Origin of the sequence: Paenalicyclobacillus macrosporangiidus (genome assembly GCF_900116805.1) — a bacterium.
GTDB lineage: Bacteria > Bacillota > Bacilli > Alicyclobacillales > Alicyclobacillaceae > Alicyclobacillus_H > Alicyclobacillus_H macrosporangiidus.
The window spans coordinates 1-25930 of record NZ_FPBV01000023.1; the positions used below are offsets into that span (position 1 = coordinate 1).

At 55.1% G+C, this 25930-nt stretch carries 21 protein-coding genes; 20 read left to right on the forward strand and 1 reads right to left on the reverse strand.

Features of this window, described 5'->3' with window-relative positions; genetic code table 11:
* The first annotated feature begins 1063 nt into the window (after positions 1–1063).
* From BM357_RS15470 to BM357_RS15500, 6 genes are all read left to right on the forward strand, one after another.
* A complete protein-coding gene (locus tag BM357_RS15470) occupies positions 1064–1249 on the forward strand; it encodes a hypothetical protein (RefSeq protein ID WP_074955494.1) in 186 nt (61 codons plus the stop codon).
* 330 nt (positions 1250–1579) lie between these two features.
* Positions 1580–1828, forward strand: a complete 249-nt coding sequence (locus BM357_RS15480) for a hypothetical protein (protein ID WP_074955501.1) — start codon at positions 1580–1582, stop codon at positions 1826–1828.
* Between the two features lie 94 nt (positions 1829–1922).
* Positions 1923–2624 (forward strand): hypothetical protein, encoded by a 702-nt coding sequence (locus tag BM357_RS15485; protein WP_074955504.1) that lies wholly within the window; start codon positions 1923–1925, stop codon positions 2622–2624.
* Positions 2625–3594: 970 nt separating this feature from the next.
* Positions 3595–4455, forward strand: coding sequence for an ArdC-like ssDNA-binding domain-containing protein (locus BM357_RS15490; RefSeq protein ID WP_074955507.1), 861 nt, complete (start codon positions 3595–3597; stop codon positions 4453–4455).
* 540 nt (positions 4456–4995) lie between these two features.
* Positions 4996–5400: a hypothetical protein gene (locus BM357_RS15495; RefSeq protein ID WP_074955510.1), complete on the forward strand. Its 405-nt coding sequence runs from the start codon at positions 4996–4998 to the stop codon at positions 5398–5400.
* Positions 5393–6127: a hypothetical protein gene (locus BM357_RS15500; RefSeq protein WP_074955513.1), complete on the forward strand. Its 735-nt coding sequence runs from the start codon at positions 5393–5395 to the stop codon at positions 6125–6127. Before BM357_RS15495 ends, BM357_RS15500 begins: the two co-directional genes overlap by 8 nt.
* Here the strand turns inward: BM357_RS15500 and BM357_RS15505 are convergent.
* Positions 6124–6462 carry a hypothetical protein gene (locus BM357_RS15505; protein ID WP_074955516.1) on the reverse strand — a complete coding sequence of 113 codons (339 nt, stop codon included), beginning with the start codon at positions 6460–6462 and terminating at the stop codon, positions 6124–6126. The two genes, BM357_RS15500 and BM357_RS15505, sit on opposite strands and share 4 nt — an antisense overlap.
* 403 nt (positions 6463–6865) lie before the next feature.
* On the opposite strand from BM357_RS15505, the gene iscB reads away from it, so the two are divergent.
* The 14 genes from iscB (at position 6866) to BM357_RS15575 (ending at position 25900) form a co-directional block, all read left to right on the forward strand.
* Positions 6866–8101, forward strand: a complete 1236-nt coding sequence (gene iscB / locus BM357_RS15510; RefSeq protein WP_425426560.1) for an RNA-guided endonuclease IscB — start codon at positions 6866–6868, stop codon at positions 8099–8101.
* A 58-nt stretch (positions 8102–8159) separates the two neighbouring features.
* Positions 8160–9509, forward strand: a complete 1350-nt coding sequence (locus BM357_RS15515; protein WP_074955524.1) for a CpaE/TadZ family protein — start codon at positions 8160–8162, stop codon at positions 9507–9509.
* Complete coding sequence (locus BM357_RS15520) at positions 9506–10252, forward strand: SAF domain-containing protein (protein ID WP_074955527.1); 747 nt, start codon at positions 9506–9508, stop codon at positions 10250–10252. The genes BM357_RS15515 and BM357_RS15520 overlap by 4 nt, the downstream gene beginning before the upstream one ends.
* Before the next feature lie 89 nt (positions 10253–10341).
* Complete coding sequence (locus BM357_RS15525; RefSeq protein ID WP_074955530.1) at positions 10342–11424, forward strand: CpaE/TadZ family protein; 1083 nt, start codon at positions 10342–10344, stop codon at positions 11422–11424.
* A gap of 5 nt (positions 11425–11429) precedes the next feature.
* Entirely contained in the window at positions 11430–12869 is a 1440-nt protein-coding gene (locus BM357_RS15530; RefSeq protein WP_139234755.1) for an ATPase, T2SS/T4P/T4SS family, read from the forward strand.
* Positions 12869–13855: a hypothetical protein gene (locus BM357_RS15535; RefSeq protein ID WP_074955536.1), complete on the forward strand. Its 987-nt coding sequence runs from the start codon at positions 12869–12871 to the stop codon at positions 13853–13855. Before BM357_RS15530 ends, BM357_RS15535 begins: the two co-directional genes overlap by 1 nt.
* Before the next feature lie 12 nt (positions 13856–13867).
* Positions 13868–14716, forward strand: coding sequence for a hypothetical protein (locus BM357_RS15540; protein WP_074955539.1), 849 nt, complete (start codon positions 13868–13870; stop codon positions 14714–14716).
* A gap of 387 nt (positions 14717–15103) precedes the next feature.
* Positions 15104–15481 carry a hypothetical protein gene (locus BM357_RS15545; protein ID WP_074955542.1) on the forward strand — a complete coding sequence of 126 codons (378 nt, stop codon included), beginning with the start codon at positions 15104–15106 and terminating at the stop codon, positions 15479–15481.
* Positions 15478–15972: a hypothetical protein gene (locus BM357_RS15550; RefSeq protein WP_074955545.1), complete on the forward strand. Its 495-nt coding sequence runs from the start codon at positions 15478–15480 to the stop codon at positions 15970–15972. Before BM357_RS15545 ends, BM357_RS15550 begins: the two co-directional genes overlap by 4 nt.
* A 288-nt stretch (positions 15973–16260) precedes the next feature.
* Positions 16261–17589, forward strand: a complete 1329-nt coding sequence (locus tag BM357_RS15555) for a hypothetical protein (RefSeq protein ID WP_074955548.1) — start codon at positions 16261–16263, stop codon at positions 17587–17589.
* Positions 17590–17616: 27 nt separating this feature from the next.
* Entirely contained in the window at positions 17617–22920 is a 5304-nt protein-coding gene (locus BM357_RS15560) for a hypothetical protein (RefSeq protein WP_074955551.1), read from the forward strand.
* A gap of 20 nt (positions 22921–22940) precedes the next feature.
* Positions 22941–23540: a hypothetical protein gene (locus tag BM357_RS15565; protein ID WP_074955554.1), complete on the forward strand. Its 600-nt coding sequence runs from the start codon at positions 22941–22943 to the stop codon at positions 23538–23540.
* 79 nt (positions 23541–23619) lie between these two features.
* Positions 23620–24174 (forward strand): restriction endonuclease, encoded by a 555-nt coding sequence (locus tag BM357_RS15570; protein ID WP_245784042.1) that lies wholly within the window; start codon positions 23620–23622, stop codon positions 24172–24174.
* A gap of 1501 nt (positions 24175–25675) precedes the next feature.
* Positions 25676–25900 carry a hypothetical protein gene (locus BM357_RS15575; protein WP_074955557.1) on the forward strand — a complete coding sequence of 75 codons (225 nt, stop codon included), beginning with the start codon at positions 25676–25678 and terminating at the stop codon, positions 25898–25900.
* Positions 25901–25930 lie beyond the last annotated feature (30 nt).

The following is a 25930-nucleotide window of genomic DNA, read 5'->3' on the forward strand; positions in this document are numbered from 1 at the left end:
GATCGGCTCCGCCTTATCAAGGCTATCGCCAGCTCCTCCCCGCCACAAAGGGTCGCGCTCCTTATCCTCCCTCGCTTCGCTCAGTCCGGTACCGCGCTTTTTCCCTTTGTGTGGGGTCCCCCGAGCTGGCGATTCCTCCGCCTTGGGCGGAGCCCCCCAAGGGGGCGCGCGAGACAATTTAAGAAAGGAGGTGGCGTAAGCGGCAGGCCTTGAAACAACCAGCCTGCAAATCTTTGTAGTGACTAATTGGGTTGAGTCTGTGTACAATGTACACGTAAGAATTCAAACGACCAGGGAGTGCAAGTGATGTTCCTCTATCGAGCGCGAGTCAAGGGTACCCATTACATCCAAGTCTGTCGCTCAGAACGCAAGCCAGGCCAAAAGCCCAAACGTAAGTACATTGCCTCGTTGGGACCGGTCCCTAAGGCCTTGGAGGAGATCACCCGGGCCTTGGACGGCGAGGAGCCCATCAAGGACGTTCTGCGACAGGTGGAACGCACTCGGCTGCTACAGTGGAAAACACGCTTAGAGACCTGGCAGGCTCCTGTAGTGACTAATCCAGCTGGCGTGCCCGCTCTATCCAAAACGCGCGCGCCTCACCCGGTCCACTCAGACAGGGGCGGTAAACACGTCTCACCAGACATCCTGATGTATTGGCTCCAAGCGTCCCAAGCCGCTGTAGGGAGGGCTTCTACGCGAGCACCAATCAGAATCCGCATGTTTGACCATGGTTATCCGATCGGCCGGTGGATAGAGACTCAAAATAAGGTACGTGTTGAATACATGCGTGATAAACCGCACGTACACATTGACGGACATGTGTATCCCATAAGCGATGTGATGGTAGAGACTAATATGCGTGAGAAGCCTTATTTTGTCCGCTTTACTGTGGTGTGCACCGATGGAACAAGGATTGAGGTCATCCGGAGGTCGAAGTTCAAGAAGGACCTCTTACCGGAAATTAGACGTTGGAAACTCGGTTCCGAGGAAAGCTGATGCATCAGTTAGGCAGTACATTAATCGATCACGACCCTTTTGGGGAGTTTTGGGGAGGGAATCGCCCATGTTCCAACTGTTTCGCCTGTATCGTGTCGTGGCACTTCCATTCATCTTGGTCGGGTATCTCATCCAGAGTGGCTGGAAGTTCGACACGCTTGCCGTCCTCATGGTCGTAGTCTGGTTCTGGTCTTACACCAAGTGGAGGCGTGTGCGTAACGAGAAGCTGCTGAAAAAGACATTCCGACAGTGAAGTTTCAAATGTTCCGACGGCCCATTTTACGCTCATCAACCTTGCTATAAAAACAATATTTATATATTCTTTATATATATTTGATAGCGAGCACTGACTTTTGGAGGTGGAGATCGATGAAGGCAGTCGAAATGCGCGAGGCTCCTAAAACTCCCGAACGGTACTTGATCTGGATGCAGCGATGGGATGGGTGGATACCCACCCCAAGGATGACTCGTGAGGAAGCCGATGCGTTGGGACAACAGCTAGACGCGGCGGGACGGAGTTTCCGGGTGGTCCCGGCGCCGCGGACGACGGTAGAGGACCTCATAGAGTGAGGAGGTGCGTGAAGTGAGGGAGCCATATGGATACATTGGGCATTTCGTGCGCGCCGTCAAGCAAGACGCCATCGAGGTTTGGCAGCACGATGGATGTCTGTACGCCGTTAAGCACCATCCACAGAGCCGGTATCCATGGCGGCTGGAGTGGGCGCGCTTGGACCGGCCGGACATGTCGGACGCAATCTTCACGAGCCGCGCAGAACTGGACGAGTATGTCATCCAGAAGGGTCTTCGACCACAGTTGACACTTGGGATATGAGGGGGGCCCGCCCTATCTTCAGGCATGTATTGGCTGAAAAGTCAAGTTATGCAGCGAACCGCGCTGTAGGGTATCACACAAAGGAGAGAGCATGATGCTCGCGGTCATAAAAGAAACGGAACTATTCGAACCGGTCAAGCATTGGCTCGAAGAACGGGACTTCACTGTCTACAGTGAGGTCCAATTCGACAGACGTGCTGACGTGGTGGGACGACTGGGGAATCTTCTCGTGGTCGTCGAATTGAAGACCTCCCTTTCGTTAGACCTGATTCAACAATGCGTGGATTGGCGTAGATACACTCACTACGTTTATGCGGCGGTCCCTCGGCCGAAACGTCATCTGAATTCGTACGCGCGTGATCTGTTGCGTCGAGAAGGAATTGGCCTTCTCACCGTCGAGCATCACAAAGCAGATTGGTTGCATCAGGAAGACTGGTGGAATGTTCAAATCCACGTCCATGCACAATTGAATCGTCACGCTGCAACACATTACTTGCTCAAGCACTTATACGAAGAACAGCGTTACGGTCCACCAGGAGGACATCGGGGAGGGGGGTATGTGACCTCTTATAGGATCACGATGGAGCGAATCCGCAATGTCTTGCGGTGGGAACGCAATCGCCGCGATTCAGACGGCTGGCTGTCTGTCCGTGAAATCTGCGAGCGTGTTGAGACCCATTACGCCAATCCACGAGTATCCGTGGCGCGAGCGTTGTTGAACTTCGAGCATCATTGGTGCGAGAGTAAACGTGAAGGCGGAAAATTATACTTTCGCCTCCGGGAGGGGAGTGAGTGATTCATGAACCAAATCGCCGCATGTGAAAATCGTCGTGCAGCAGGTTTTCGATCCAAGTCCCGATTTCGGTGCTTACCACGTCCATCTCATTCCATATCCGCCCGAGGGGAGGGTCCTCTGTGACCTGGACAAAGCGCATTCTACTGTTTATCTGGGGTCTCATCGCGTATTATTTCATCGTTCGTCCGTATCTCACATGGCAAGGCCTGCGGGATCTCACTGACCTGGTTGTTGGATTCAGTGTCTTACTGATGGGATGCGCAATGGTAAGGGCAGCTTCTCGTCATCGAGGATCAAGTTGAGCGACAGGAGAAAGGAGGATTCCGCGACAAGCCCGGAATCATCTATTTGGCGTTGGCGGCCCCGCTTGGCTCCCCTCATTGTGCGGGCGCGGTCAACGGCGCTTTCGCGCCGTCCTCCACTTCGTTCCGGCCTTCGGTGACTCGCGCCCCGCCCCTTCGGGTCGCCCCAACCGGGGCCGAAGGGGGGTGGCCACATGAAGGCCTGTCAATGCCTCGCCGCGGTGCTCGCCAGCCTCGGTACGCTGCTGGGCGGTGTCGCAGCCGTGTTCGCGGCAAGAAAAGGCAAAGGCTCCCGACGCAAGAAGCGTTAGGAGCCGCCCCTCAAGCCCAGGTGCCCGACAGGGTGCCTGGGCTTTCCCTATGCGCCAAGCGTAACACACTTCACAGCCATTGAGAAGTCACATCTGCCCGGAAAAGGTAGGCCCAGGCCACGCCTGGGCCCCTCGTCTCTCCCGTGTCTCGTGCTTCGGGAGTCGGGTGCCGCCTCATCGAGGCTATCACGGCCCTTTCCCCAACACCAAGGGTCGCGCCTCCTTATCCTCCCTCGCTGCGCTCGGTCCGGTACCGGCGCTTTCCCCTTGGCGTGGGGACCCCCAGGGCCGTGATTCCTCCGCCTCAGGCGGCACCCCCCTGGGGGCGCACGAGACACTGAAGGGAGAGAGATCCGCATGAAGAACGAGAAGGTCCAAGAACTTTACGAGCGGTTGGTATCCGGTGTGGCCCAGGTCTACGACTCCGCGACCTGGAAAGAGGTGCTGGCTGTGCAGTCTCGCTTTCACAATTACTCCTTCAACAACACCTTCTTGATCTGGCTCCAGATGCCCACGGCTACCAGGGTGGCCGGCTTCCACACGTGGAAAGAGTTGGGCCGACACGTCAAGAAAGGCGAAAAGGCCCTCAAGATTTTTGCCCCTCTCATCAAGACCGTCACTGTTGAGGAAAACGAGGAAGACGGTGCCGAGCAGCCTGTCACTCGTCAACGGTTGTGTGGATTCCGCGTGGTCAATGTCTTTGATGTCAGCCAGACGGAGGGAAAGCCTCTCCCGTCACTCACCGAAGAGCTCACGGGCAACAGCGAGGTGGCCGCCAAACTCCTGGAGGCCTTGCAACACGTCATCGATGTGCCCGTCAGTTTCGCGGAAACTGGGAAGGCGAAAGGATACTACGACCCATCTGCGCATCGAATCGTGATCAAACCTGGCATGGCCACCGACCAAACAGCGAAGACGCTCATTCATGAATATGTCCATAGCCTGCTGCATCACAAGGACAGCGACCGCAAGGAGAAGAGACGCTCTCAGGTTGAAGCAGAAGCCGAGGGTACGGCCTACGTGGTAGCGAATTACTTCGGGTTGGACACCAGCGATTACAGCTTTGGATATGTCGCAAGCTGGGCACACGAGGAAAACGGGGTGGAGCTGGTGCAGAAGGTTGGAACAACCATCCAGCAGACCGCGAATACCATCATAACTGCTCTTGAAGCGCAGTTGAAACGTCAGTGCTCCGGACAGGTGGCCCAGGGTGCTTAAACCCTGGGTTTTATTACACGTTGTCTTTTTATACTGGTACATAATGTGATGTAGTGTTGTTTTTTATGACTTTATGTTATGTGATGTAGTCTTTTTTAAATTTATTTCTTCTATTCGGCGGCCTTCCCTTGCGGGCTCCGCTGATGGCATCTCTGAGACGCTAAGACGGAACGGATCGCGCGCTCGCCCTGGCTGCGGGCTCTGGCGGAATGCGGCCGTTTCCGGACGAGGTCCATGAAACGGCCGCGACGCCCTCGCCAGGGCGGCGCGGTCCAACCCTTCGGGACTATCGGCTTATTCCCGTTCCTTCGCCGTGCCTCAAGCGGTAGATGAGGCACGGCGAAGGAACGGAGCCGATACCCCGAAGGGGTGCAGGATAAAGAGACGCTTCCAGCGTCTCAACAAGCCTTGCATAGCAAGGCTTGAACAGGAAGATTTCAATTATCCTACTGGAAGCTATCTTAGATATTCCTCGCCATTCTAGTGATATTCGGGAAGAAACGTGGTATACTCGATGACGTATAGGGAGGTGTTACCATCATGCCCAAACGGAACCTGCATCTAACCGATCAGGCCTCCGTCATGCTTGACCAGTTCAAGCAGAGCCATCCCGATAGGACGTTGGGGGATATCGTCTCGGAGGCCATCGTCAATTACGTGCTGATGGAGAACCGGAACCATGCAGAACAGGTGATTGAAAACATCATCGAGCGCAGACTGATGAGGATGGAATCCGGTCTTCGGACCCTCATTTCTTCCGTCGCCATTGATGTGTGCATGATCCTGTACGACGTCTTGGAACAGCGAGAGGCCGAGAGGATAAGTGAATCGCCAGGAACAGAAGTAGATCCCAAGCAGATCTACGCGGAACTGCGTGAGGAGGGAGTGGCGCTCTTTAACAGGAAGCGTGCCTTCCAAGTGGGGGCGATGATGAAGCATGGCTAAGTCGCGTGCGCGTACCGTCGTCCTGGTGCGATACAAGAAGACGATGGACCGTGTCCGGGCCAACGTCAAGTACATCGGCTTTCGCGCCCGCGAACAAGAGGAAGAGGAACGCGGTTTCTTCAATGCCAAACTCGACCACGGAGCGGACTATCGTACGTTCCTCAGCCAGATTGAGCACCACCCCGCACTCCAGCATCCCTCCGCGGTGAAGGCGCATACCATGATCCTCTCTCTCCGGGAAACGGATTACCGAGCGCTCTTGGAGGCAGGAGGCAGCTTTAAGGACATGGCGAGGGAGCTCATCAGAGACCTTGAGGAACGCAAGGGCATTCAGCTCACTTGGATCGGCGCCGTCCACGAAAAATCCAGGCACCCGCATATTCATCTGTCGATCATGAGTGTTGGTACGGATGCACAAGGGCACAACCGGCGTTTGTATCTCAACAAGGAAGATTGCGAATGGTTACGTCAAGCCTTGGATAAAAAACTTGAACGGTACGTTCCAGAGCGCAAAACCGAAATGGAGAAATCAAGAATCGGCTCTCACAGCGTTCGGCTTCGACGTGCTCAACGTATGGCTGGGCACCACATCAAGAGGCTGGCCGAACATACCCAGCCGCTGCAACACAATACAAAGTTCGCGGAGCAAACCAATGCACGAAGGAGGAGACGGCGCGCGAAGACTCGCATCCAGATCCAACAATCTCAACCGAATCTCGACCGTTAACTGCCGACCGCGATATCTCGAAGATATCGCACCATCGCCGTCACAAAGAGGTCATATATCCGGTTTCCTGTCTGCAAGCTGAGGGTTTTCAGTTGGATGTATACGTCCCGACTCAATTGGATGCCCCAGTCCACCCATCGCTCCTCCGCATACCGATCCAGGCTTTCCTGATCCACCGCGGGCATGCCACCCTCATCCACGGATGCAAAGTAGTGGTTCAGCGCAGACTCGATCACATCGCGGATTCTGCGCTCCTTGGTGGCTGACGCCAAACGGATGTCCCGACGCAACGACTCTGGGACCTTCGTGATCCACGGCTTGTACGTAGTCAACACGTAAAACCTCCTTGTTTTTATAGAACTTATATCGTAAATATAAGAGTGTCACCACATTATTGTCATTCATGATACAGTCATATTGTTTTAAAATCCAGGCGTCAACCACCCCACGGCTAAAGCCGGGGACTTACGATGAGTAAGCCCGGGGTTGACCAGCCCGCACGAAGGCGACGGCCTTCGCGCAGCCGTTATCCCGGTCATGGCACCCTGGGGTGCGAGGCCAGCTCCAGGCCCTGCCGTCCGGCATTAAACAGGCATACGGGGTTGAAGCCAGTGTGCCGGACATCACAAGCCGAGGTAACCGGGCGAGGCCAACGTTACCCCCAATCGGGGAGAAGGGCAGGTAACTGCCATGAAACAAAACCGCGTTTTGGTGTTGGACAAGAATCACCACCCTTTGATGCCCTGTCATCCGGCACGTGCGAGACAATTGCTAAAAGCAGGCCGGGCGTCGGTGTTCCGATGGTATCCGTTCACCATCATCCTCCACGACCGCGACAGGGGAGAAGTGCAGTCAGTGCGGTTGAAACTCGATCCCGGTGCCAAGGTCACAGGAATTGCAGTGACCGCCGCCTTCCAGCGGGGCGATACAGTGGTATGGGCGGCTGAACTCCATCATCGGGGCGACCAGATCCGGCAAGCACTGCTGACACGTAGAGCGCTGCGACATGCCCGGCGGAATCGCAAGACACGTTATCGCAAGCCGAGATTCGACAATCGGCGGCGACCGGAAGGGTGGCTGCCGCCGAGCTTGGTCAGCCGAGTGGAGAACGTCGTCACATGGGTTGAACGGTTGCGCCGGTTCGCGCCCCTCACACACCTGTCGATGGAGCTGGTGCGGTTCGACACGCAGAAGCTCCAAGACCCGGAGATCCACGGCGTGGAGTATCAGCAGGGCACGCTGTTCGGATACGAGGTGAGGGAATACCTGCTGGAGAAGTGGGGCAGGAAATGCGTCTATTGTGGCGCGGAAGATGTCCCTTTGGAGGTTGAGCACGTAGTGCCGCGGTCGAGAGGGGGCACGGATCGCGTGTCCAATCTCACTGTGGCTTGCCACGAGTGCAACCAGGCCAAAGGCAACCAGTCCCTTGAGGAATTTCTCCACCACGACCCTGAACGCCTGCGTCAGATCAAGGCGGGGCTCAAGACGTCTCTCAAGGGAGCTGCTGTCGTGAATGCAACCCGATGGGCGTTGTTCAGGCGTCTGCAGGCTACCGGGTTGCCTCTCGAAGTGGGAAGCGGCGGGAGAACGAAGTACAACCGCGCCGTGCAGGGGTATCCGAAAGCGCACTGGATCGACGCAGCGTGTGTAGGAGAGTTGGGTGAACGTATGCGGCTTCACCCGGAAATGCAGGTTACGCGAATTGTCGCTAAGGGACATGGTACAAGGCGACGGTGCGGGACGGACAAGCACGGATTCCCTATCCGACACGCACCCGCCGCAAAGTCGTATATGGGTTTTCGGACGGGTGACTTGGTGCGAGCCACTATACCGAGAGGGAAGAATACGGGAAGACACGTCGGGCGCATTGCCATACGTCATAGACCGAGCTTTAGGTTGAATGGGTTCGACGTGCATCCCAAGTACCTTAAAATCCTGCAGCGAGGCGATGGATATGCGTACGCGACGGAATGATTCCGGCCCCTCCTCCCCATGGTTAAAGCCAGTGGCTCCCGGCGCAGGATATATGTCGGTGGCACAGAAAGTCCTGGTGCTTGTGAGAAGTCAAGCCATATACCGACGACTTACACGAGATGCTGCGCACCAGCACATCTCTGAATACCTCAGTGACCTTCCGGCTGTGCAAAGGTGGCTGCAGGCGCACGTTCCGGTCGCAGTGCTGCTCGATCCCCAGTGGCCTGATGCTGCCGGCGCGCAGGAGTTGTTTACGCGCCTGGGCGTCCCTGTAACAGCCTTTACAGGCGAATTCACCATCGCGGAGAGCTGGATAACCTCCCATGCCGAAGCCATCGCACGGGAAGCGGAAGCACAGATAGACACAGATACGTCGAATGCCGCTCCTGCACAGGAAGCTTCCGAACCATCCGAAGGGACGAACAGCTCCGATCGGGTTCCCCAGCTACGGACCCGCCAGGACAATCCTTTGCTAAAACGGAAGCGTCCTGCCTCGCCATCGCCTGGGGCTGCGGAAGCCACGACTACAAATACACCGGTCTCCTCCCCGGTGATCCAAGAACGAGTCATCGAAAAAGTCATCGAGGTTCCCGTCGAGAAACCGGTCTACATAACCGAGCATGTCCCATTGACCATGAGCCCACGGCTCATCGTCGTTGTGAATCTTTGGCCACGAGCTGGAGCGACCTTTGTGGCGACAAACTTGGCGTACATCCTGGCACGACGTATGCCGCCGGGTAGTGTCACTCTCGTGGAACACCCAAAGCAGCTCCCTCGTATGTGGGAGTACTTCACGTGTGCCGACCTGAAACCGGACTATGTCCATTGGGCGGAGAACGGCAAGGGAGACACCATCACCAAAGACGGAGTGACCCTCGTCCCGTTGAAGCCCGACTTCTCGCAAGACGTAACGGAGGAGGCCTTCATCACTTACCTATACCGGCAGCTTAGAAGACCCTTCGTCCTCGTGGACGGGGGGACTAACCTCGATGATGACCTTCTCCTCGAAACGGCAGATGACTTCCTCCTGGTGATGGATTGTGATCCTACGATGCTCAATCTAGTCGCGTACGCGCAGCTCTATCAAGAAATCCACAGCAAATACGGGGAGCGGGTGCGAACCATCTTGAACAAATGGACCAAACACGCAGTCCTTGAGGACCCACAAACCGGAGAACCTTATTTCCCGAAGGCCTTGCGTGTCCCGTATCTTTCCCCTGAGCTTGTGCAACGAGCGCTCTGGGCGGGACAATGTGTAGCCGCCCTTCCGGAGGCCTCAGAGGCCTTCGCCATCCTCCAGCAGAAGTTGGTGGACCAGTGGATTCCCCGAACTCGTGCGGGACCAAATGATTCACCGAAGTCCCAAAAGAGGCGACTCCCAATCCCGTGGAGGAGGAAACGGACATGAAACCTTGGCTCAAGAATACCCTGGCCGGTGCAACTCTTCTCGTCGGCGTGGGTGGTACCATCGTGTACAATCAGTATCTGTCTCCCATCATCAATGATGCACCAGCCTACGTGGCAACTCGGAATATCGAGCCCAATACCGTGATTCAGGCGGGTGACATCAAAGCTGTCCATGTCCCGCGTGCAATCGTGGTTCCGTCTGCGATTTCAGACCCCAACGCCATTGTCGGGAAGATGGCGGCACAAACCATTGTCGTCAACCAGCAGATCACTCCTGTCGATCTGGAGACTGACCCATTAGTCCCCCAGAAAGGTCAATATATCGTCCCGATCATCTCCCAGTGGATCGCTGCCATGCCGGATAGCTTGCGCCGTGGCGACAAAGTGACGATTTACGTCCGTCCTGCGCCCTCATCAACTTCTGGGACATCTCCCACTGCGCCTCCCGCGGTCTCGCAGCATTCTACACCGGCTCCCACGGCTCCCAATAACTTTATGAGCCAGGTATCCCAGGAACCTTTACTTCAAGATGTCCCAGTGGAGTTTGTGCGCAATGGTTCCAACCAGGAAGTCCAAAATGCCCCTCCCGTCACACTCGGAGGCGGTGTGCTAGCAGAACGGCAAAATGGCACAGCGAATCCCAGCGAGATGGAACTTCTTATGACGAAAACCGACTGGGACAAGCTTTATGCGGCTGTCCAAGCCAACAATCAATTGGTTTTTGTGTACGCTCCGAACAAGTAAATAAAACAAGTTAAGTCAATGTAACGAAGGGAGGGACGCAGCGTTTCCCCCATCTCTCAACACTGGGGGCTCCGCGCTGCGATACAGCGGTGAATTTATACAGCGTAGGCCTTCGAGACGAATTCAAGGCTCTCGTGCGTACACGTTATACGCTCCACGATTTGGCTTCCCTTGCCGATGTCCCGACTGAAGCCCTGGCCGACGTCGTCATCGTCGATGAGGCTGCTGTCGATGTTGCCGATCTGCGGGAATATCGGGAGCTGCGTCCGGAGCTCACGATGGTCTATCTCGTCAATGGCATTACACCAGCCAAAGAGACTTTCGGCACCGCCTACAAAATCTCCGTGCTAGATGCGGCAAGCCTGATGACCTACCTCCGAACCCTGGAAGGTTCACGGAATGACCAACCTGTGCTTACCTTTTGGGGCATTCTCCCGCAGCTCGGTACCACCACCATCGCCCTATCCGTCGCCACTTATCTCGCTCAGGAGTACAACCTTTCTGTTGGGGTTCTGGGATTAAATTGCTACAATCCTGGCTCCTGGGCCGTGACCGATCCATCCTACTACCTCGATGACCTCAGATCATTCATTCGGCTCAAGCAACTCACACCGGAGAAACTCAAGTCCTCCATGGACGTGCTCCCATCCGGGGTGTCGTATCTTCTCGGCAACCGAAACCAGACTGCCGCGTTACAGTTCCGACCCGAGGACATGTCCTACTTGATTTCCACAGCCAAAAGCGCCTTTGAGGTTGTGGTCTTAGATGCAGGCTCCATCCTCAATACCGCGCCTGCCCTGCAAGCTCTACTATCTGCCAGTTGCCTATACGCAGTGACCACGGACCTCTTGTATGCGCAGACACAATTTCAACTGCACGCCCAGCACGCGCTGTCACCGCTGGGCATCGATCCCGAACACATCCTCCTTGTCGGCAATCGCATGCAGCAAGTAAAGCTCCTCACCGCTCATGCGAAAGCGATGGGGGTCACTCCGCTGGCTGCAATTCCCGAGATGCGGGAGATCGCCTACTACGCGGAACAGCAGCCAGACAAGCTCCGGCTGTTTCTCGACCAGCGACGTTGGAAGGACGCCATGCGCTTAATCACGGAAGGCATCGCTGCCAAATATGCCATGGCGGCGGCAGCCAGCAGAAAGGCAGAAAGCAGGTGAAGGCCATGACCACGAATAAGACCATCGTCGACCTTACTCACGCTCCGGACAACTTTGATGCACACGCGTATGTTTTTGAGCAACAGAGTACGATCCGTACCTATCGCAGTGATCATGGATTCACCAAGGCAGTAGCCGCGCTGAATGAATTTCTCGACAAGCTCTTCGAGCAACACGGGGACTCGTACCGTGAACGTCAACACCAGGCCATCATTGGTGATCCGGCAGCTCGGTCATTCTTCCGCGACCGAATCCAGGACTTCCTCCGTCAGCATCCGGAGTTTCGCACGGTTACGTACCCCAACTATTACCTGGACCTCACCGACGCCCTCTTTCAAACGTGCCTGGGTTTCGGGCCAATGAGTGTCTGGTTCAGGCAGCCCACGGAGGCAGCGCAAGTTAATGGAACTGCCATTCTGTTCCACAAAGGCGGCCGTAAGGTTCGGCAACCGTTCAGTTTCGACTCGCTGGATCAGGTGTATCGTCTCATCCGGTCCATTACACTGCGGGATTCGTTGTCTCACGTGTCATCGGTCGACACATCGGCCGAAGTCGAGATGCTCGATGGAACGCGGGTATCTATCATGGTCCCGCCAACGGTCCAGGAACCCATCATTACTTTTCGTCAGTACACGTTCAAGGAGTTTACCTTCGAACACGAAGCTGAAACGGGCACCATACCCACTGAATCTGTCCCGTGGTTCAACGCCCTCGCCAGACTCATGCTAAACACGATCATCACCGGTCCCGTTCGCACTGGCAAATCCACTCTTCTCAAGGTCTTCTACGCTGCCCGCGAACCGGATCTCACCGTCATTACGCTTGAACGCGATTCCTTCGAGATCCGCTTAAAGCAGGACTTCCCTGAACGTGCCGCGCACGTGATCGCCATCCGGACCACGCTCGAAGAGATGCGAACTCTCTTCCCGAGCCTCCTGCGTATGGACGCGCACTACATCATCGTCCCAGAAGTCCGGTCCGGAGAGCTTGAAATGCTGCTCCTCTCCGCGGAACGGGGTGGTGGGTACCTCGGCACTTATCACAGCCCACACATCTTGGACATCCCTGCGGAGTTCGCAACTTTGAGTCTGAACGACTATCCAACCCGCAGCTATTACGCGGAGTACGTCCGCGCTGCCAAGACCCTTGATGTGGTGGTGTCCATGACGGAATTGGACAATGGCAGGAAGGTGGTAACAGGAGTTTACGGTTTCGACTTCAACTCAGAAACCGGCGAACTCACGATGATCCCTTGGATGGAATACGACAAATCAAACGGACAGTGGGCGTTCCTCGACCGTCTCACTCCTGCAATCGAGCAACGTATGAAACGCAACGATCCGCTTGCCTACCGTGATTTCAAGACCGAACTCACACGACTCGCACACACCTATCCGTCCAGCGCCAGTGTCACGCGCAAGTCGCTTGCTCGGGAGGAACGATAATGGCATTTCGGATTCTTGACGCGCTCATTCGACTGCTGCTGTACGTTGCGATTTTCGGCGGGGCCGTATACCTATTTCGCGGCGTTTGGATCTCTGCCTGGGAACGCACGCGTATCGCCTGGACCGGTGTCGCCCAGCGTCGCAGGTTGCAGACAGCGTCCCTGTACAATCAGCGCTTTAGTACAGGGCAGGTGCGGCCGAGAATCAGTCTGACACAGCACATACTGGATGTCCTCGAAGCCACTCTTGATTACAAGACGCCCGATCCTTTGAGGGCCTTTCTCTACTTCAGTCTGGCGGTCGCCGCGGTCGTGTACATTGGTTTCTATCTCGTGACCGCCAATTACCTCTTACCCGTTGTCCCTGCCACTCTTTCGTTCTTTCTGCCGTACGCAGTCTTGCGTGTGCAGAAGTACCGGTTATCCATCAAGAATTCGTACGACATCACTCCGGCGATCTCACTATTGGTCACCAAGTACCGAGCAGAGCATCTCAACATGGCGCATGCCCTTGCCGCCACGGTGGACGAGCTTCCGCCTTCCGCGATTCGTCGCGCCCTATCCAGACTTCTTGTAAGGCTCAGCCGGCATGTGGGCGAGAGGGACGCTCTCGAAGCCCTGCGCAGCTTTAACAACCAAACCGGCACCGTTTGGGCCACGCAGCTCTCCAGCCTCATCTACGATGGATTCGTCGAGGGCATTGATGTCGATACTTCTCTCGTAGAGTTGGCTGAAGACATCACCCATGTTCAAGCCGAGCTGAAACGGCAACGCTTGGACCGCACCGACACCCTGATGGTGGCCGTGACACCCTTTGTGGCCTTCCCCGTCGGACTTTGGTACCTGTACGCCGGCGTGACTCACAACGCGTTCAAGTATCAGTTCGGTACCACCCAAGGACTTGCGCTCTTCATTCTCACCGCCCTGATTGCATGCTTCAGCCTGGCGGTGGCCATCATCTTCTTCCGTCCCAAGCAGGACATTTAAGGGGGACTCACAGTGGATCTCATCGCGTATGGCATTCTCGGCGTCGCTGCCTCGACCAGCGTGTATCTCTACTACGTGGCTAACACCACCGAATATACGCAGTCCCAGATTCGTGCCCGTATATCCAGCCAGTGGCGAATCACACAGGTCCGCGTGCGCGAAAAGATGCACGATGAGACCTTGGCCACTTACCTCCAGCAAAGCGGACTTCGCATCACTGCGGCCACGTACTACTATGTACGTGCTCTTGCCACCCTGCTCGTGGCTCTTTTTAGCATCCGGATTGTCGTCACTGTTGGAAATCCTCTCGTCTTAGTCCTGCCAGCCGGGGTTTGGTGGTTCTTTTCGTACCACTCTTATGGTCCCATGTATTATGTTTTCCGCTTACTCAAGCGACAGCACACCCTCGTCATCAACAAAGAACTGTATCTGCTCTACGTGCTCATCAAGCAACAACTGCAGTTTTACGCCACGCGCCCCCGGAGCCTTTATGCCATTCTCCAACGGCTTACGCCCCGGCTTCCGAAACTTGCGCAGGCACTCAATCAATGCCTCACTCTCTGGTCACGTGATCCCAAGTATGCACTGGACACGTTCGCGGAGCGCATCGGCACCGAACAGGCCTCCGCACTCGCCAAAATCCTTCAAGAGGTTGAATCCAGCGCTCCTGAGGTAGCCCTCGACATCCTCGAACAGCGCCATGACGACTTCCAGGAAGAACGCCTAGCTGCCTTTCGACAACGCATGTACTTCCGCGGTCTCGTCGGATTTGCCCTCGCTTTTCTCGGCATCTCTGCTGCGGCTTGGGACTTTGCGGCTATCATTCAACTCTACACAGACTCTATGATGCAGTTTCAATGATGGGAAATAATGCTTGCTATACATCATATAAAGTTATAAAATATTGTCGAACGGAGGAGGGATGATGCGGCAAATCATCGTGGCGTCTTTGCTACTTGTAGCCATCCTTGGGATAGTCGAAACCGTGGGTCAAACCTACCAATATTCCGGAAGTCGCGTTCAAAACTTCACTCAGTCAACCATCACCACTCATGAGACTCTCGCACAACGTTAAGAGGGGGAAACTTACATGCGATCTATTGTCATCGCAGGGCTCCTGCTCATCCTCGCAGTCTCAATGTACGCTGGGGCCCAGCTATTCTTCAACAATCAACAAAGTAAGGTCCAAAACAGTGCAGATACCGCGGTAACACAGGCAATCAGTTAAGTTCTACGAGGTGAAATCCGATGAGGTCGGTCATCGTCTTTATACTCCTGCTGCCAATGTTTTTTTACTTTGCTTACCAGCCGCTCATGGACCAGCTCAACGAAGCCAGGGGAATGCTCCTGGAGACCGAAGTGCACGTGGCACTGGAGCAAGCAAAGATCAAGGGGTATTTCACCGAGGCCGACCTCGAAAATATTCAAAATACGGTCGCACAACACCTGGGGTATCCACCTTCGTGGGTTTATGTCCAAGGCACGACGACACCACAGACCAGAGGCAGCCTGATCACTTTGAGTATCAGCGTACCGACAAAGCTCACATTCCTGCATCTTACGCCGGATAGCAATACTATCACGCTCTCGCGGTCTGCAACCGCCATGAGTGAGGCGCTGCAATGAGGTACGTCATCGCGATCTCGATACTCATCGTGTTCTTTGTGCAGGTGCACCTCTCGGTCCTAAACACTGGATACCAAGAGCAGGCTTTGCAGCGAGTGACATACGCTCTCGAAAACGCCAGTCACGCGGCTTCCATGCAGGTCACTTCCGCAAGTGTAAGCGACGGTTATCCGGTATTCGACCAGACCCAGGCCGACGCGATCTTCCGTGAAGTCATTGCATCGAACATGAAGTTGGACGCAAATACCCTGTCGCCTCTGGCCGGAAGCATGTTTAAGCAACCGCTCACGGTGGAGCTGGAGCAGTTCGTGGATTACAGCAACACGCCATCTTTTCCATACCACTACAGCAATCCGGCATACGGGATTGATGTAGTGCTTAACGGTCCAAGCATTGTGTACGTGGTCAAGATTCCGATTCCGCAGGTGTGGACCAAGAATGCGGCATACGACAGAGAGTGGTCCACCGTCGCGGCGTACCCAGACAAATAAAAAATCATTTCTGAAAGACGCGCAAACAGGGGCTAAAACATAGACAATCAAAAAGTACATAAGAGGTTGAGTGTTTTCCGCTTGGGGAGGCGGTGCCGCCTCGCCGAGGCTATCACCGGCCTTTCCCCACCACAAAGGGGCAGCTTCTTATCCTCCGTCGCTTCGCTCGTCCGGTACCGCTGCTTATCCCTTTGTGTGGGGACCCCCAGGCCGGTGAGTTGTCCGCCTCAGGCGGCACCCCCCTGGGGGCGCTCCAAACACTCCATCCGAACTGAGGGGGTCCCAAATATGCGTAAACCAGTCGCTTTCTTGACGGCCAGTACAACCGCGTGGGCAGTTCTCTCCGTCCTCGCACCTGGTGCGCAGGCTGCCACGCAGACGTTCTCGCCCACACACATCTATCTCAACGGCCAGGACGTCACCAATCCGGTCCATACCACGGCGGTCGATCCTTCGTCCAAGCAACCGACGACCTTCCTGCCCATCTATTACGCCATGCAGGTGTTGAACAAGTTGGGCATTCAGTCTGCTTGGGATGGGCATACGTGGAGCTTGACGGTCCCGAGCAGTATCACGGTCAACCTGGACAATCCGGCCACCAGCCCGAACCAGATGAGCATCGCGATCAATGGGAAGGTGGTGCAGACCGCGCCGAAACTGGTGGCCAAGGACCCTGCGAGCGGCCAGGACACGACCTTCATCCCGATCTGGTATCTGTCGCAGGTGCTCAACCGATTGGGTATCTCCTCCACGTGGGACGGGACGAACTGGCGATTGACGCAGACCAAGCCCGTCACGCAACAGGACATGGCGAACGCGATGTGGCAGGTCTTAAACGCTACCACGTGGGATGTCAACAGTCATCCGAGCATGTCGGACGCGGGTGTGAATCCGACAAACGCTCCTGTGACGGCGGGAGACGTGGCGACCTGGCTGGGGGATTGGGCCAGCAAGGCCAAGGGGTACGTTGCGCATCCGTACAACAACAGCAGCGATATGAGTTACCGTCCGTGGTCCCTGCAATATGAGGCTTCTCAGGACCCGTATACCTGGGCTACGATCAACGGTCTCTATCAGGGAACCAGTGTGAGCAGTGGATCGTCGGTGATCACCTCGGCGGACGAGTCGACGATTCTTGCGAACCTCCGTTGGTGGGTCACTGGGTACAAGACTACCTCCGATGGGTGGGTTCAGCTCCACTTGCCCTTCTACTCTCATTACAACGAATGGCAACTGGTGCTTGGTAATGTCCTGACACAAGCGCAGTACAACCAGATGATGGCCGATGATACGACTTACTTCGACGAGGTGAAGGTGAAGCAATCCGGCTCGAACCTGCTTGTTGCTCTTCCCGATGCGTCGAAGAGCAACTTGGCGTGGCAAGTAGGCGATGGATCCTACACATGGGGTTACTCGCACGGACCATCTGGTCAGGGTTTTTATGGCGGGATTACCCTAACCGTTCCCAATAAGGGGCCGGGATTGACCATCCGGATGGCTTCTCTTAATGCAGATGCTCACGGCTTAACAATCGCTTACGTTAACACGGATGGCGGATTGGTCTACGGCCAGCCGTACGACATCATGGATCTCCAATATCCAAGTTCGTCCAATTGACCTGCCTCAAAGGGGGAGGGGGCGAGAATGCAGAAAAGGATAAGACTTTCGTCAACGATTGCGGCTGCGGCCCTTGCTGGCATCACAACCTTCGGCTTCTTGTCCCAAGGGACTGCGTATGCCTATTCTCCGTATCCCAGTTCTAGTCAGCTCGGATATGGCGTGTTTGTAAAAAACCAACAAGGCGATTACCAGATTGACGGTGGTGACCATGTCCAGATAACTTCTGCGGCTGGCTATCCAGCGCTAAATAACCAAGACGTCAACTTCATGAAAACATACGCAATTGTCGACAGCGACTCCGCAGGTGAGTGGCAGCTCGCTCAAGCCGATATTCTCGGTCAAAACGCGAACAATGGGTATCTACTGATCGGCAACTCGGCCGGCGATAGCACCAACGTGGAGGATTGGGTTAATCGCTTAGGAGGCAATATCAACTATGTAAAGCGTTATCTACAAGAGAACGGTTTGGATGATATCCAAGGATACGATTGGGTCAACTCAAACACCTTTCATTTCTCTTCCTTCGCTGCTGTACTGACGGCTTGCGCGGCGGCGGTTGTGCAAAACGACATGACTCCCACGGGTCAGACGGATGCCTATGGAAACCCGGTTTACAAGTGGCTCCGGCACATCCAGACAACGAACCCGCCGACGGCCGACAGTATCACAGTAACCATACAGGGAAATCAGGGGACTCTCACGCTCAAGTCAACCGAGGACATCCCCTGGGGGACGTACACCCATCATTATGACGCGGTGAAGGTCATAGACAACTCCACTGGCCAAGCATCCTGGCTCATTGGTACCGATGCGGATGATATGCAAGACATGTCTGTCCAGAGCGGCGGTAACGGATCTCAGACCGACACCCTGACCTTTGCCGCGTCCAGCCTTACTGCAGGAACCTACACTGCCTACTTTTACGTCCGGGACGGTGTGGACCGCCCCGCGGCCACGCCTGCCACGACAACGTTTACCATTTCGTCAAACAACGGTGGGCCTGCGGTTACGCTGACCGCGAATCCAACCAGTCTGCCTGTCGGAACCAATACCCAACTTACGGCTACGGCTAGCAATGTTCCCGCCAGTGACTACATACAGATCAACGAGGTCGGCAACCATAACACACTATCCGGCAGTAATACGTACAAAGACGGTCATGCTGGCGAAACCAGCTTGACCACCATGGCAACAGATAAGACCGCGGAGACCGTAACTTATAACGCTCAACTGATCAACAAATTTACAGGCCAGGTGGATGCTACATCTCCGAACGTCCAAGTAACCTGGACTAACAATGCGACAATCTCGATTTACCCAAAAACACCCACAACCGTAACCACTGGCCAATCCGTAAATATCTACTACTATGCGTATCCGGGATCACTCACATTTGGGCAATTCCATGTCGTGATCACGCCTAACAATCCTCACAACGTCACCATGGCGTGGAATAATCCCAAGGACAAGAATCAAAGCGATACATACATCGAGGTCGAACGTCCTGCCAACGGTCAGAGCAGTTCCGTGTCTTACACCGCTCAACTGATTGACGACGATACCGGGCAGGTCTTGGCCACGGACAGTACTGCGACGATCACGTGGACAAGCCCTCAACCGTCTTTGACGTTCACCGCATCGCCAACTAATCTGCAGAGCGGCCAAGCGACGACTCTGTCATACTCCGTAACCAACATGGGTGGCGGGGACTATGTGACCGTGCAGGGCACGGGCGGTCAAAACATGTGGAGTGTCACAAAAGACACCAACAGTTCCGACAAGAGCACGGAGATCGAAACTCCATATAATGGGGCAACGACCACCGTCCAGTATACATGCCAACTGCATGATTCCACCGGGGCCGTGTTGCAAACTCGGACCGCGACGGTCACCTGGACCAGTACGGTTCCACATATCACCATGACGGCGGTTCCGCAATCCAACCTGCCTGGGGAACCGGCGACGATCAGCTATCAAGTGGACCAGCAGCTTCCGCCGATTGACTACGTGGACGTCGTGGGGACGGGAGGCTCAAATGCTTGGCACGCGTCGCATCAAACACAACAAAAGGAAAGCTATGTCGAGAAGGAAGACCCTGCGGCTGGACAGACCATCACTGTGAATTACACGGCAACAATTTATGACGGTGCGACAGGCAATCCTCTGTCTACGGCCAGTGTGAGCGTCTCCTGGACGAATCCTTGGACAGGCACCATTTCCTTGGCCGCAAATCCGCTGTGGTTAGCGACCGGGGATTCCACAACCTTGACGGCTACTACGTCTCAGGCGATTCCCGCCGGTTTCACCTTGAACATCTACGATCAAACAACCGGGCAGCTCGTCTCCCAATCATCGAGTGCGCCGGAGAACAGTCAGTATGCGAGTTTTAACCCAGAGACCGACACGTTTATTGCCGTTGTTTCGGACGGCTATGAGAACGTGGGTACACCCTCAAACACCGTCCAAGTGACGTGGAGCCAACTTGCGCTGAACGCCAATCCTGTGCAGCTCCCTGCGGGTCAGGCGACGACTTTAACCGTAAGCGCGGCCAATGTCCCGAACGGCGCGTACGTCGTGCTCTACAACGCTACAACGGGGCAGATGGTAGGATCTAGCCAGTCAGTGCCTTACACGGTTACGCAAACCGAACCGACGCCACAAACCGACACCTATATCGCGTACCTGAACACCGCACCCAACAGCAGCGGAGCGCCCATCCAGTCCAATGCAGTGAGCGTCGTTTGGTACGGGATAACGCTTACTGCAAACCCAACGCGGTTGCCGATCAACAACACCAGCACTTTGACCGCGACGGCACAAAATCTGCCCAGTGGTTATGTGGTGGACATTGTGGATCAGACCACCAACCAGGTGATCGCAACCGCACAACCTGGACAGACAACTCTCCAGGCGTTGCAGACCAAAACACAGCCAGAAACGGATCAGTATGTCGCCCGGATTGTAAAGCCGGGCAATCCGCCCATACCGGGGCTTACCGTTCCGTCGACGCCTCCGCAAGCGCTTATCTTTGGATCCGTCGGTACAAAATTAGGGATTTACAACACCAGTAATGGTACATTCACTCAGGTGGCAAATCCCTATTATTCTGGTACTAGTTCGCTGGCTGTCATGAACGAAGCGGAGAATGGTTATATTTGGACGAATTCAGATACCGGACTTGCTGCCTATTCGCTCTCAACCGGGCAGTGGACCAATTACCCTTCTCCGAGTGGTCAAATGGTACCAGAGGACTATGATTCCACTCGAAATAGCATTATTGCGGTTACGGGAACAGGACCTAGCACAGTTACATTCTACGAGTTCAACGTCAACACACACACGTGGACGAATCTTGGTGTACCGGAAACAGGGACTAATCTGTATCTCAAAAATGCGGCCTACGATCCGTACAATGACGCTATTTATGCGGGATTTACCGCAGGCGGTAAGGATAATTATCCACCTGCGCCGTTAATCCATTACAGTTTTGGTTCTAGGAAGTGGATTGCAGATACGACAGCGCAACTGAAACTGGGTTATTACGTCTTCTTAGATCCGGCTAACCAGCAACTATTACTAATAGGCTGGAACAACGGGGACTATTACGAGTTTTATAATCCTGCAACTTCCCAGTTTAGCTACGTTGGGGCATATGGCCTAGCGGTGCTTGGGAGTTCCGGAGTTGCTTATAGCTCCGTTAACCAAACCTTCTACGTTGGGTCCGATTCAATCTATTACGATTCGGTAGCGATCTCATCGGGGAGCGTGTATGCCTTTCCTGGGGGGCTTAATTCCTGCATCTCTTATCCTATCGTAAACCCGCAGAATGGCGATATCATCACGTTCTTGAATTCAACACTGGAGGAGTATTCGCCCAGTAATGGAACATGGACTGTCTTTCAAAATGCACCGTCCTCCAGTTCCGGCTTTCGACCCTCCGTGTACGTACCGTTGGGTTCAGGTCAAGCCGTCCAGTATTTCCCTTACTGGACGTTCCAAAACATGCCGAGCTATGTTCCGACATCTCTATTCCCAAGCCAGGCTGTCGCGAGTGGCGGCGGTTTCTGGACACAAACCGGGAATGCACCGAATGGCACCGCATTCTTTGAGGCGACGTTTAATTTGCCGAGCACTCAAGCGGTGACTCTGACCATTCCGACTGCCGCCAATGACGGTGAGCTCGTCTACGTTGATGGACAACCCGTCCTGCAAAACGGTTACGCTCCTGTGGTGCCGTCCGGAGCTATCCAGGGAACGTCTGTGACCATCACACTGCCCGCTGGAATGCACCAGGTCATCATCGAGGGGACAAACACCAACGCCTTTGCGAACTCAAACGCCAACTCCGCGAGTGTCAGCTTACAGGTCACTGGACAGAACGGGGTCTTGGTACCAAACTCCGCGTCCGCATGGATGACCACGGGTTACGTCACGCAACTCCCGTCTGGATGGTTCTCGGGTGGCGTCGGAACCTACAACTTCACTGAGTCTCTGCTGCAAGAGAACCAATCGCAACCGATCTATCAGCAGCAGTCTTTCTCGCTGATGACGACTGCGCAGAACGTTTCTGCAACGTCGTCGCCAGTGTCCGTCACGTGGTACGCCTACGACCTGGAGTTGTCGGCAAATCCAACCACGTTGCCTACTGGGACAGCAACCCAGATAACGGCCACGTCCACGACGGGCGGACCTGTCGGGGACGTGATCGAGATATACGACCTGACCACGAACCAGGTTGTCGGGACAAGTGCACCCAATGCCAAGACCTTCACCGCGCCTTGGACCGAGAATAAACCGCAGACGGATACCTTCATCGCCTATTTCGTGCATCCGTCCACCGGAAAGCAAGATCAATCGAGTAACACCGTCGATGTCCAATGGCAGCAAGCTCCGCTCACCCTGACCGAGGCTGAGGTGTACCACACGGATCACTGGCTCGAAAACCTGAACGATTGGAATGCCAAGTATCCATCTCAACAAAGGAGCCTTGGAGACTTCTGGGCTGGAGAGGAGCTCCGTTTCAAGGTAAAGAGCAACTTACCTATCGCCACCGCAACCGTAACCGTCGTTGGACTGCAATATAGCCCGTATGTGCCCCAAGGCGCACCGGCAATTCTGCAGCTCCACTTGGCGTACGACTCCTCCACGGGATACCTGGAGGCCAATACAGATCCATCCTGGTCCACGTGGTTCCAGTACCTACAGGATGGTGTCTACACCGCGACCTTCTGGGCAAAGAGCACGGACAACCAGGTTGCCACTCTCACCGCCCAGTTCGCCATCGCAGGTAAATGGACCGACTATTGGAAAGACGCTCAAGTCTATTAAGGAATTAAGGAGGATCACTCATGAGTCACAAGCTGAACATCAAAAAACGCATTTTCATCCTGTCCATCATCGGTGTGTGCGCAGTTGGCTCGGTACTTGCCGCGCTTCTCACTGTCAACCGCGGCCAAACTGCGATCGCGGCTCCCGCTTCCACTGAAGCACAGAAACACGCCGAACCTGTCTATACGACTCCCCAGACAAAGCTCCCGCAGGCTGTCTCGGATCATCTTTCAAGCTATCAGTCTCGCCTCAAAACCGTATCCTCCCTGCCTCTTACGCAGGCCAACGACGCCGCGGGCAAACCGCGGTCCATCGAGGGCGACAATGTACTCTTCATCAACCCTTCACTGGGCTACGCCGTGAAACAGTTCACACAAGTTTGGCCACAGCTCACCAAGAAACCCGTTGTGGTGTGGACAAACACCACACCCGAGCTTGCCAAAAAGGAGTGGGCCGCACTGGGGTATCATGGCGATCCCCTCCCGGATGCCGTAAACCTCTATAGCACTGCGTCTATCCCCGTGCCCGATGCCTACCATCGAGACGGAAAGGCGTGGACGGAGATGCCCGGCATTCTCCGTGACTCCGAGACAGACAAGTGGCAGCACTTCTTTAAATAACCGGAGGAATTTCTATGAATGGAGACAAAATAAAACAGTGCCGTCCCGGTGGCGGCAATCAACAGGAAGGAGCCTATCTATGGCTAGGAGACGTCCGCGCGACCCCGTCGAGGAAGCTGTCGGTCTACTGCTTCTTCCCGGCTTTCTCATTGTCATGCGGGCCTACGGCTATCTTAGGTATCCCTGGTGGGCGATCATTGCCTTTACGATCCTCATCCTCGCATTGATCATGTTGGCCTTTGCGCTCTCACCGCGAGGACGGAAGGCAACACTCAACGAGATCGACAAGATGTCCGGTGAGCAGTTTGAGTTGACCCTGCAATACTATCTCAAGCGAACCGGATGGAAGGTCAGAACAACCCCCAGATCCGGGGACTTCGGTGCGGATCTCGTCGGTACGGACCCGCAGGGAGTACCTTGCGTAATTCAGGCGAAGCGCTGGAATCAACGTGTGGGCATCAAGGCTGTGCAGGAAGTGATCGGAGCGAAGGCCTACTACAACGCCCAGCGTGCGCTCCTGATCACGAACAATTATTTAACAGATGCAGCCTATGATCTTGCGAAAAAATCCAATGTGGAGGTATGGAATCGAAGGCGCCTTGAAATCGAAATCCGAAAGGTACTATATTCCTGAAGCTTCAATCCTATTAACCACGCGCCGACCCAGCGGCGCAAAGTCGAGAAGTGCTCCCCTTCCGCGGCAGTGGCACTCGGCAAGGTATCGCGGGCAGGTGCCCGCGTGAAACCCGGCCAACAAAGACCTGGCTGGCAACACGATGGTCTGTCGTCCGAACGGACGAAACGGGAAGCTCGTGTTGTGGGGGGTACTCACGAAAAAGATCCCGGCCGACAGGTCAGTCCATCAGACATGGCAGCGGAAACGCACTCGGGTCCAAACCACCCTCGCAAAATCGCAGGCCTACAAAACTGACCAAATTACAAGGGATCGTTAAAGTGGGGTTGAATGGTAGAATAGACTTCGGGGGAGGGGAAACCTTCTCCGCGTGCACTCCCTATGGAAAGGGGGTGGACGGGTTGAGTGTGTTTCTCGCCTTGCTGGGCGTAGCCGCCGTGATTCGTGCGGTGGCGAACCTGGTTTGGGCAATGAGAAAGGACCCCGCGAGTCGCCAAACCAGTCGGGGTCCCAACTCAACCCACCGCGGAAGAGGGTAATCCCTCTTCCGTTATTCATTCTACGCACATTTTAACACATTATCCGTCGCGGTAAACGGGGAAAATCGGCAAAATCACCGGCGATCATTAAATTCGCGTCGAATGGTAGACATCCAATACTGCGAACCGTTCACATCCCAAACCTATTGACACGTGTAATGTTTAGCATTCTCGCCCGCCCTGAATATAATAGACATTGAGGCTTGTGTTTCCAGCACAATCAGTACTGTGCCTGGCCACTCGCCTCCCGAACGTAGGGACCTGCCTCCCGCGCTGCGGGTACCGGGAGGTGAGGCCCACTGGAGCGGAGATTTCTTCTCGAGCTGAAGGTGCCGATCCCGCTGTCGCATCTCACGTTGCTTCAGTTCAAACTCGAGATTGTCCTGAAAAGGGACGACAGCCACTCCGCCTAAAAGGTTGCCGGACCTTTTGGAGTGACTGTCATCTTCGCCCAATCGGCCCGAGCGCCGGTGCTGCAGGTCCCGCTCTACTGCCCGTCAGACCGCCATCTGGCGGGCAGTATACATAATGCGCTCGGTTGATCACTTATATTATGAACTCCCCGTTCGTCCGTGTAAACCTTTTTCGTCCCATTCAGTCCTTTTTTGTGCCGTGTAGTTCATTCTGATCCCATCTAATGTCAGAGCGTCCCATTCCGTCTCTCGTTACGCCTCGTCCCTCGAAAGCAGAAAGCATGTTCGCCTCATCTATTGCCCACATTAGCCGCGCTATGATAGAATGTTTCCAACAAATCAATCGGCTCGGCACATTAAAAGCCCCTGCTGGTGCGGCAACACCAACAGAGGCGCGTGCCCCTCTCAGAGGACACCTGAGAGAGACTTGGGTACATTGTACCTGTTTTGCGGGTACATGCTCAACCCCTGTCTTCGGTATGTACTACCGGTTTCTCAGGTTGTCGCTTGAGAAGCCGGTTTTCATTTTGAGGGACGAGGGGGATGGAAATGGAGCGCTTTACGAGCACGGCACTCATCGACACCGAGCAGGCATACGAAGTGCTCACCACAGCAGGACCCGAGGCGTTTGCGATCTACTTCCTTTTGGAAGCCCTGAAGGACCGTAAGGGAATCACCGTCGAGGCCCTGGCACAGCTCTGCCACATCCCGGTCGCCGTGGCAGAGAGGGCCTGCTATCGTCTCGGCCTCGTCCAGCTCGGGATCGAACAATAATACATTCTTTCGCGCCGGCCCAGCGGCGTT

Excerpts from the sequence above, each read along its gene's own strand:
- BM357_RS15530 (WP_139234755.1), top strand. The coding sequence starts at position 11,430 with ATGACCACGAATAAGACCATCGTCGACCTTACTCACGCTCCGGACAAC.
- BM357_RS15555 (WP_074955548.1), top strand. The coding sequence starts at position 16,261 with ATGCGTAAACCAGTCGCTTTCTTGACGGCCAGTACAACCGCGTGGGCA.
- BM357_RS15570 (WP_245784042.1), top strand. The coding sequence starts at position 23,620 with ATGGCTAGGAGACGTCCGCGCGACCCCGTCGAGGAAGCTGTCGGTCTA.
- BM357_RS15550 (WP_074955545.1), top strand. The coding sequence starts at position 15,478 with ATGAGGTACGTCATCGCGATCTCGATACTCATCGTGTTCTTTGTGCAG.
- BM357_RS15535 (WP_074955536.1), top strand. The coding sequence starts at position 12,869 with ATGGCATTTCGGATTCTTGACGCGCTCATTCGACTGCTGCTGTACGTT.
- BM357_RS15500 (WP_074955513.1), top strand. The coding sequence starts at position 5,393 with ATGGCTAAGTCGCGTGCGCGTACCGTCGTCCTGGTGCGATACAAGAAG.
- BM357_RS15545 (WP_074955542.1), top strand. The coding sequence starts at position 15,104 with ATGAGGTCGGTCATCGTCTTTATACTCCTGCTGCCAATGTTTTTTTAC.
- BM357_RS15560 (WP_074955551.1), top strand. The coding sequence starts at position 17,617 with ATGCAGAAAAGGATAAGACTTTCGTCAACGATTGCGGCTGCGGCCCTT.
- BM357_RS15565 (WP_074955554.1), top strand. The coding sequence starts at position 22,941 with ATGAGTCACAAGCTGAACATCAAAAAACGCATTTTCATCCTGTCCATC.
- BM357_RS15485 (WP_074955504.1), top strand. The coding sequence starts at position 1,923 with ATGCTCGCGGTCATAAAAGAAACGGAACTATTCGAACCGGTCAAGCAT.
- BM357_RS15490 (WP_074955507.1), top strand. The coding sequence starts at position 3,595 with ATGAAGAACGAGAAGGTCCAAGAACTTTACGAGCGGTTGGTATCCGGT.
- BM357_RS15520 (WP_074955527.1), top strand. The coding sequence starts at position 9,506 with ATGAAACCTTGGCTCAAGAATACCCTGGCCGGTGCAACTCTTCTCGTC.
- BM357_RS15575 (WP_074955557.1), top strand. The coding sequence starts at position 25,676 with ATGGAGCGCTTTACGAGCACGGCACTCATCGACACCGAGCAGGCATAC.
- BM357_RS15470 (WP_074955494.1), top strand. The coding sequence starts at position 1,064 with ATGTTCCAACTGTTTCGCCTGTATCGTGTCGTGGCACTTCCATTCATC.
- iscB (WP_425426560.1), top strand. The coding sequence starts at position 6,866 with ATGCCCTGTCATCCGGCACGTGCGAGACAATTGCTAAAAGCAGGCCGG.
- BM357_RS15495 (WP_074955510.1), top strand. The coding sequence starts at position 4,996 with ATGCCCAAACGGAACCTGCATCTAACCGATCAGGCCTCCGTCATGCTT.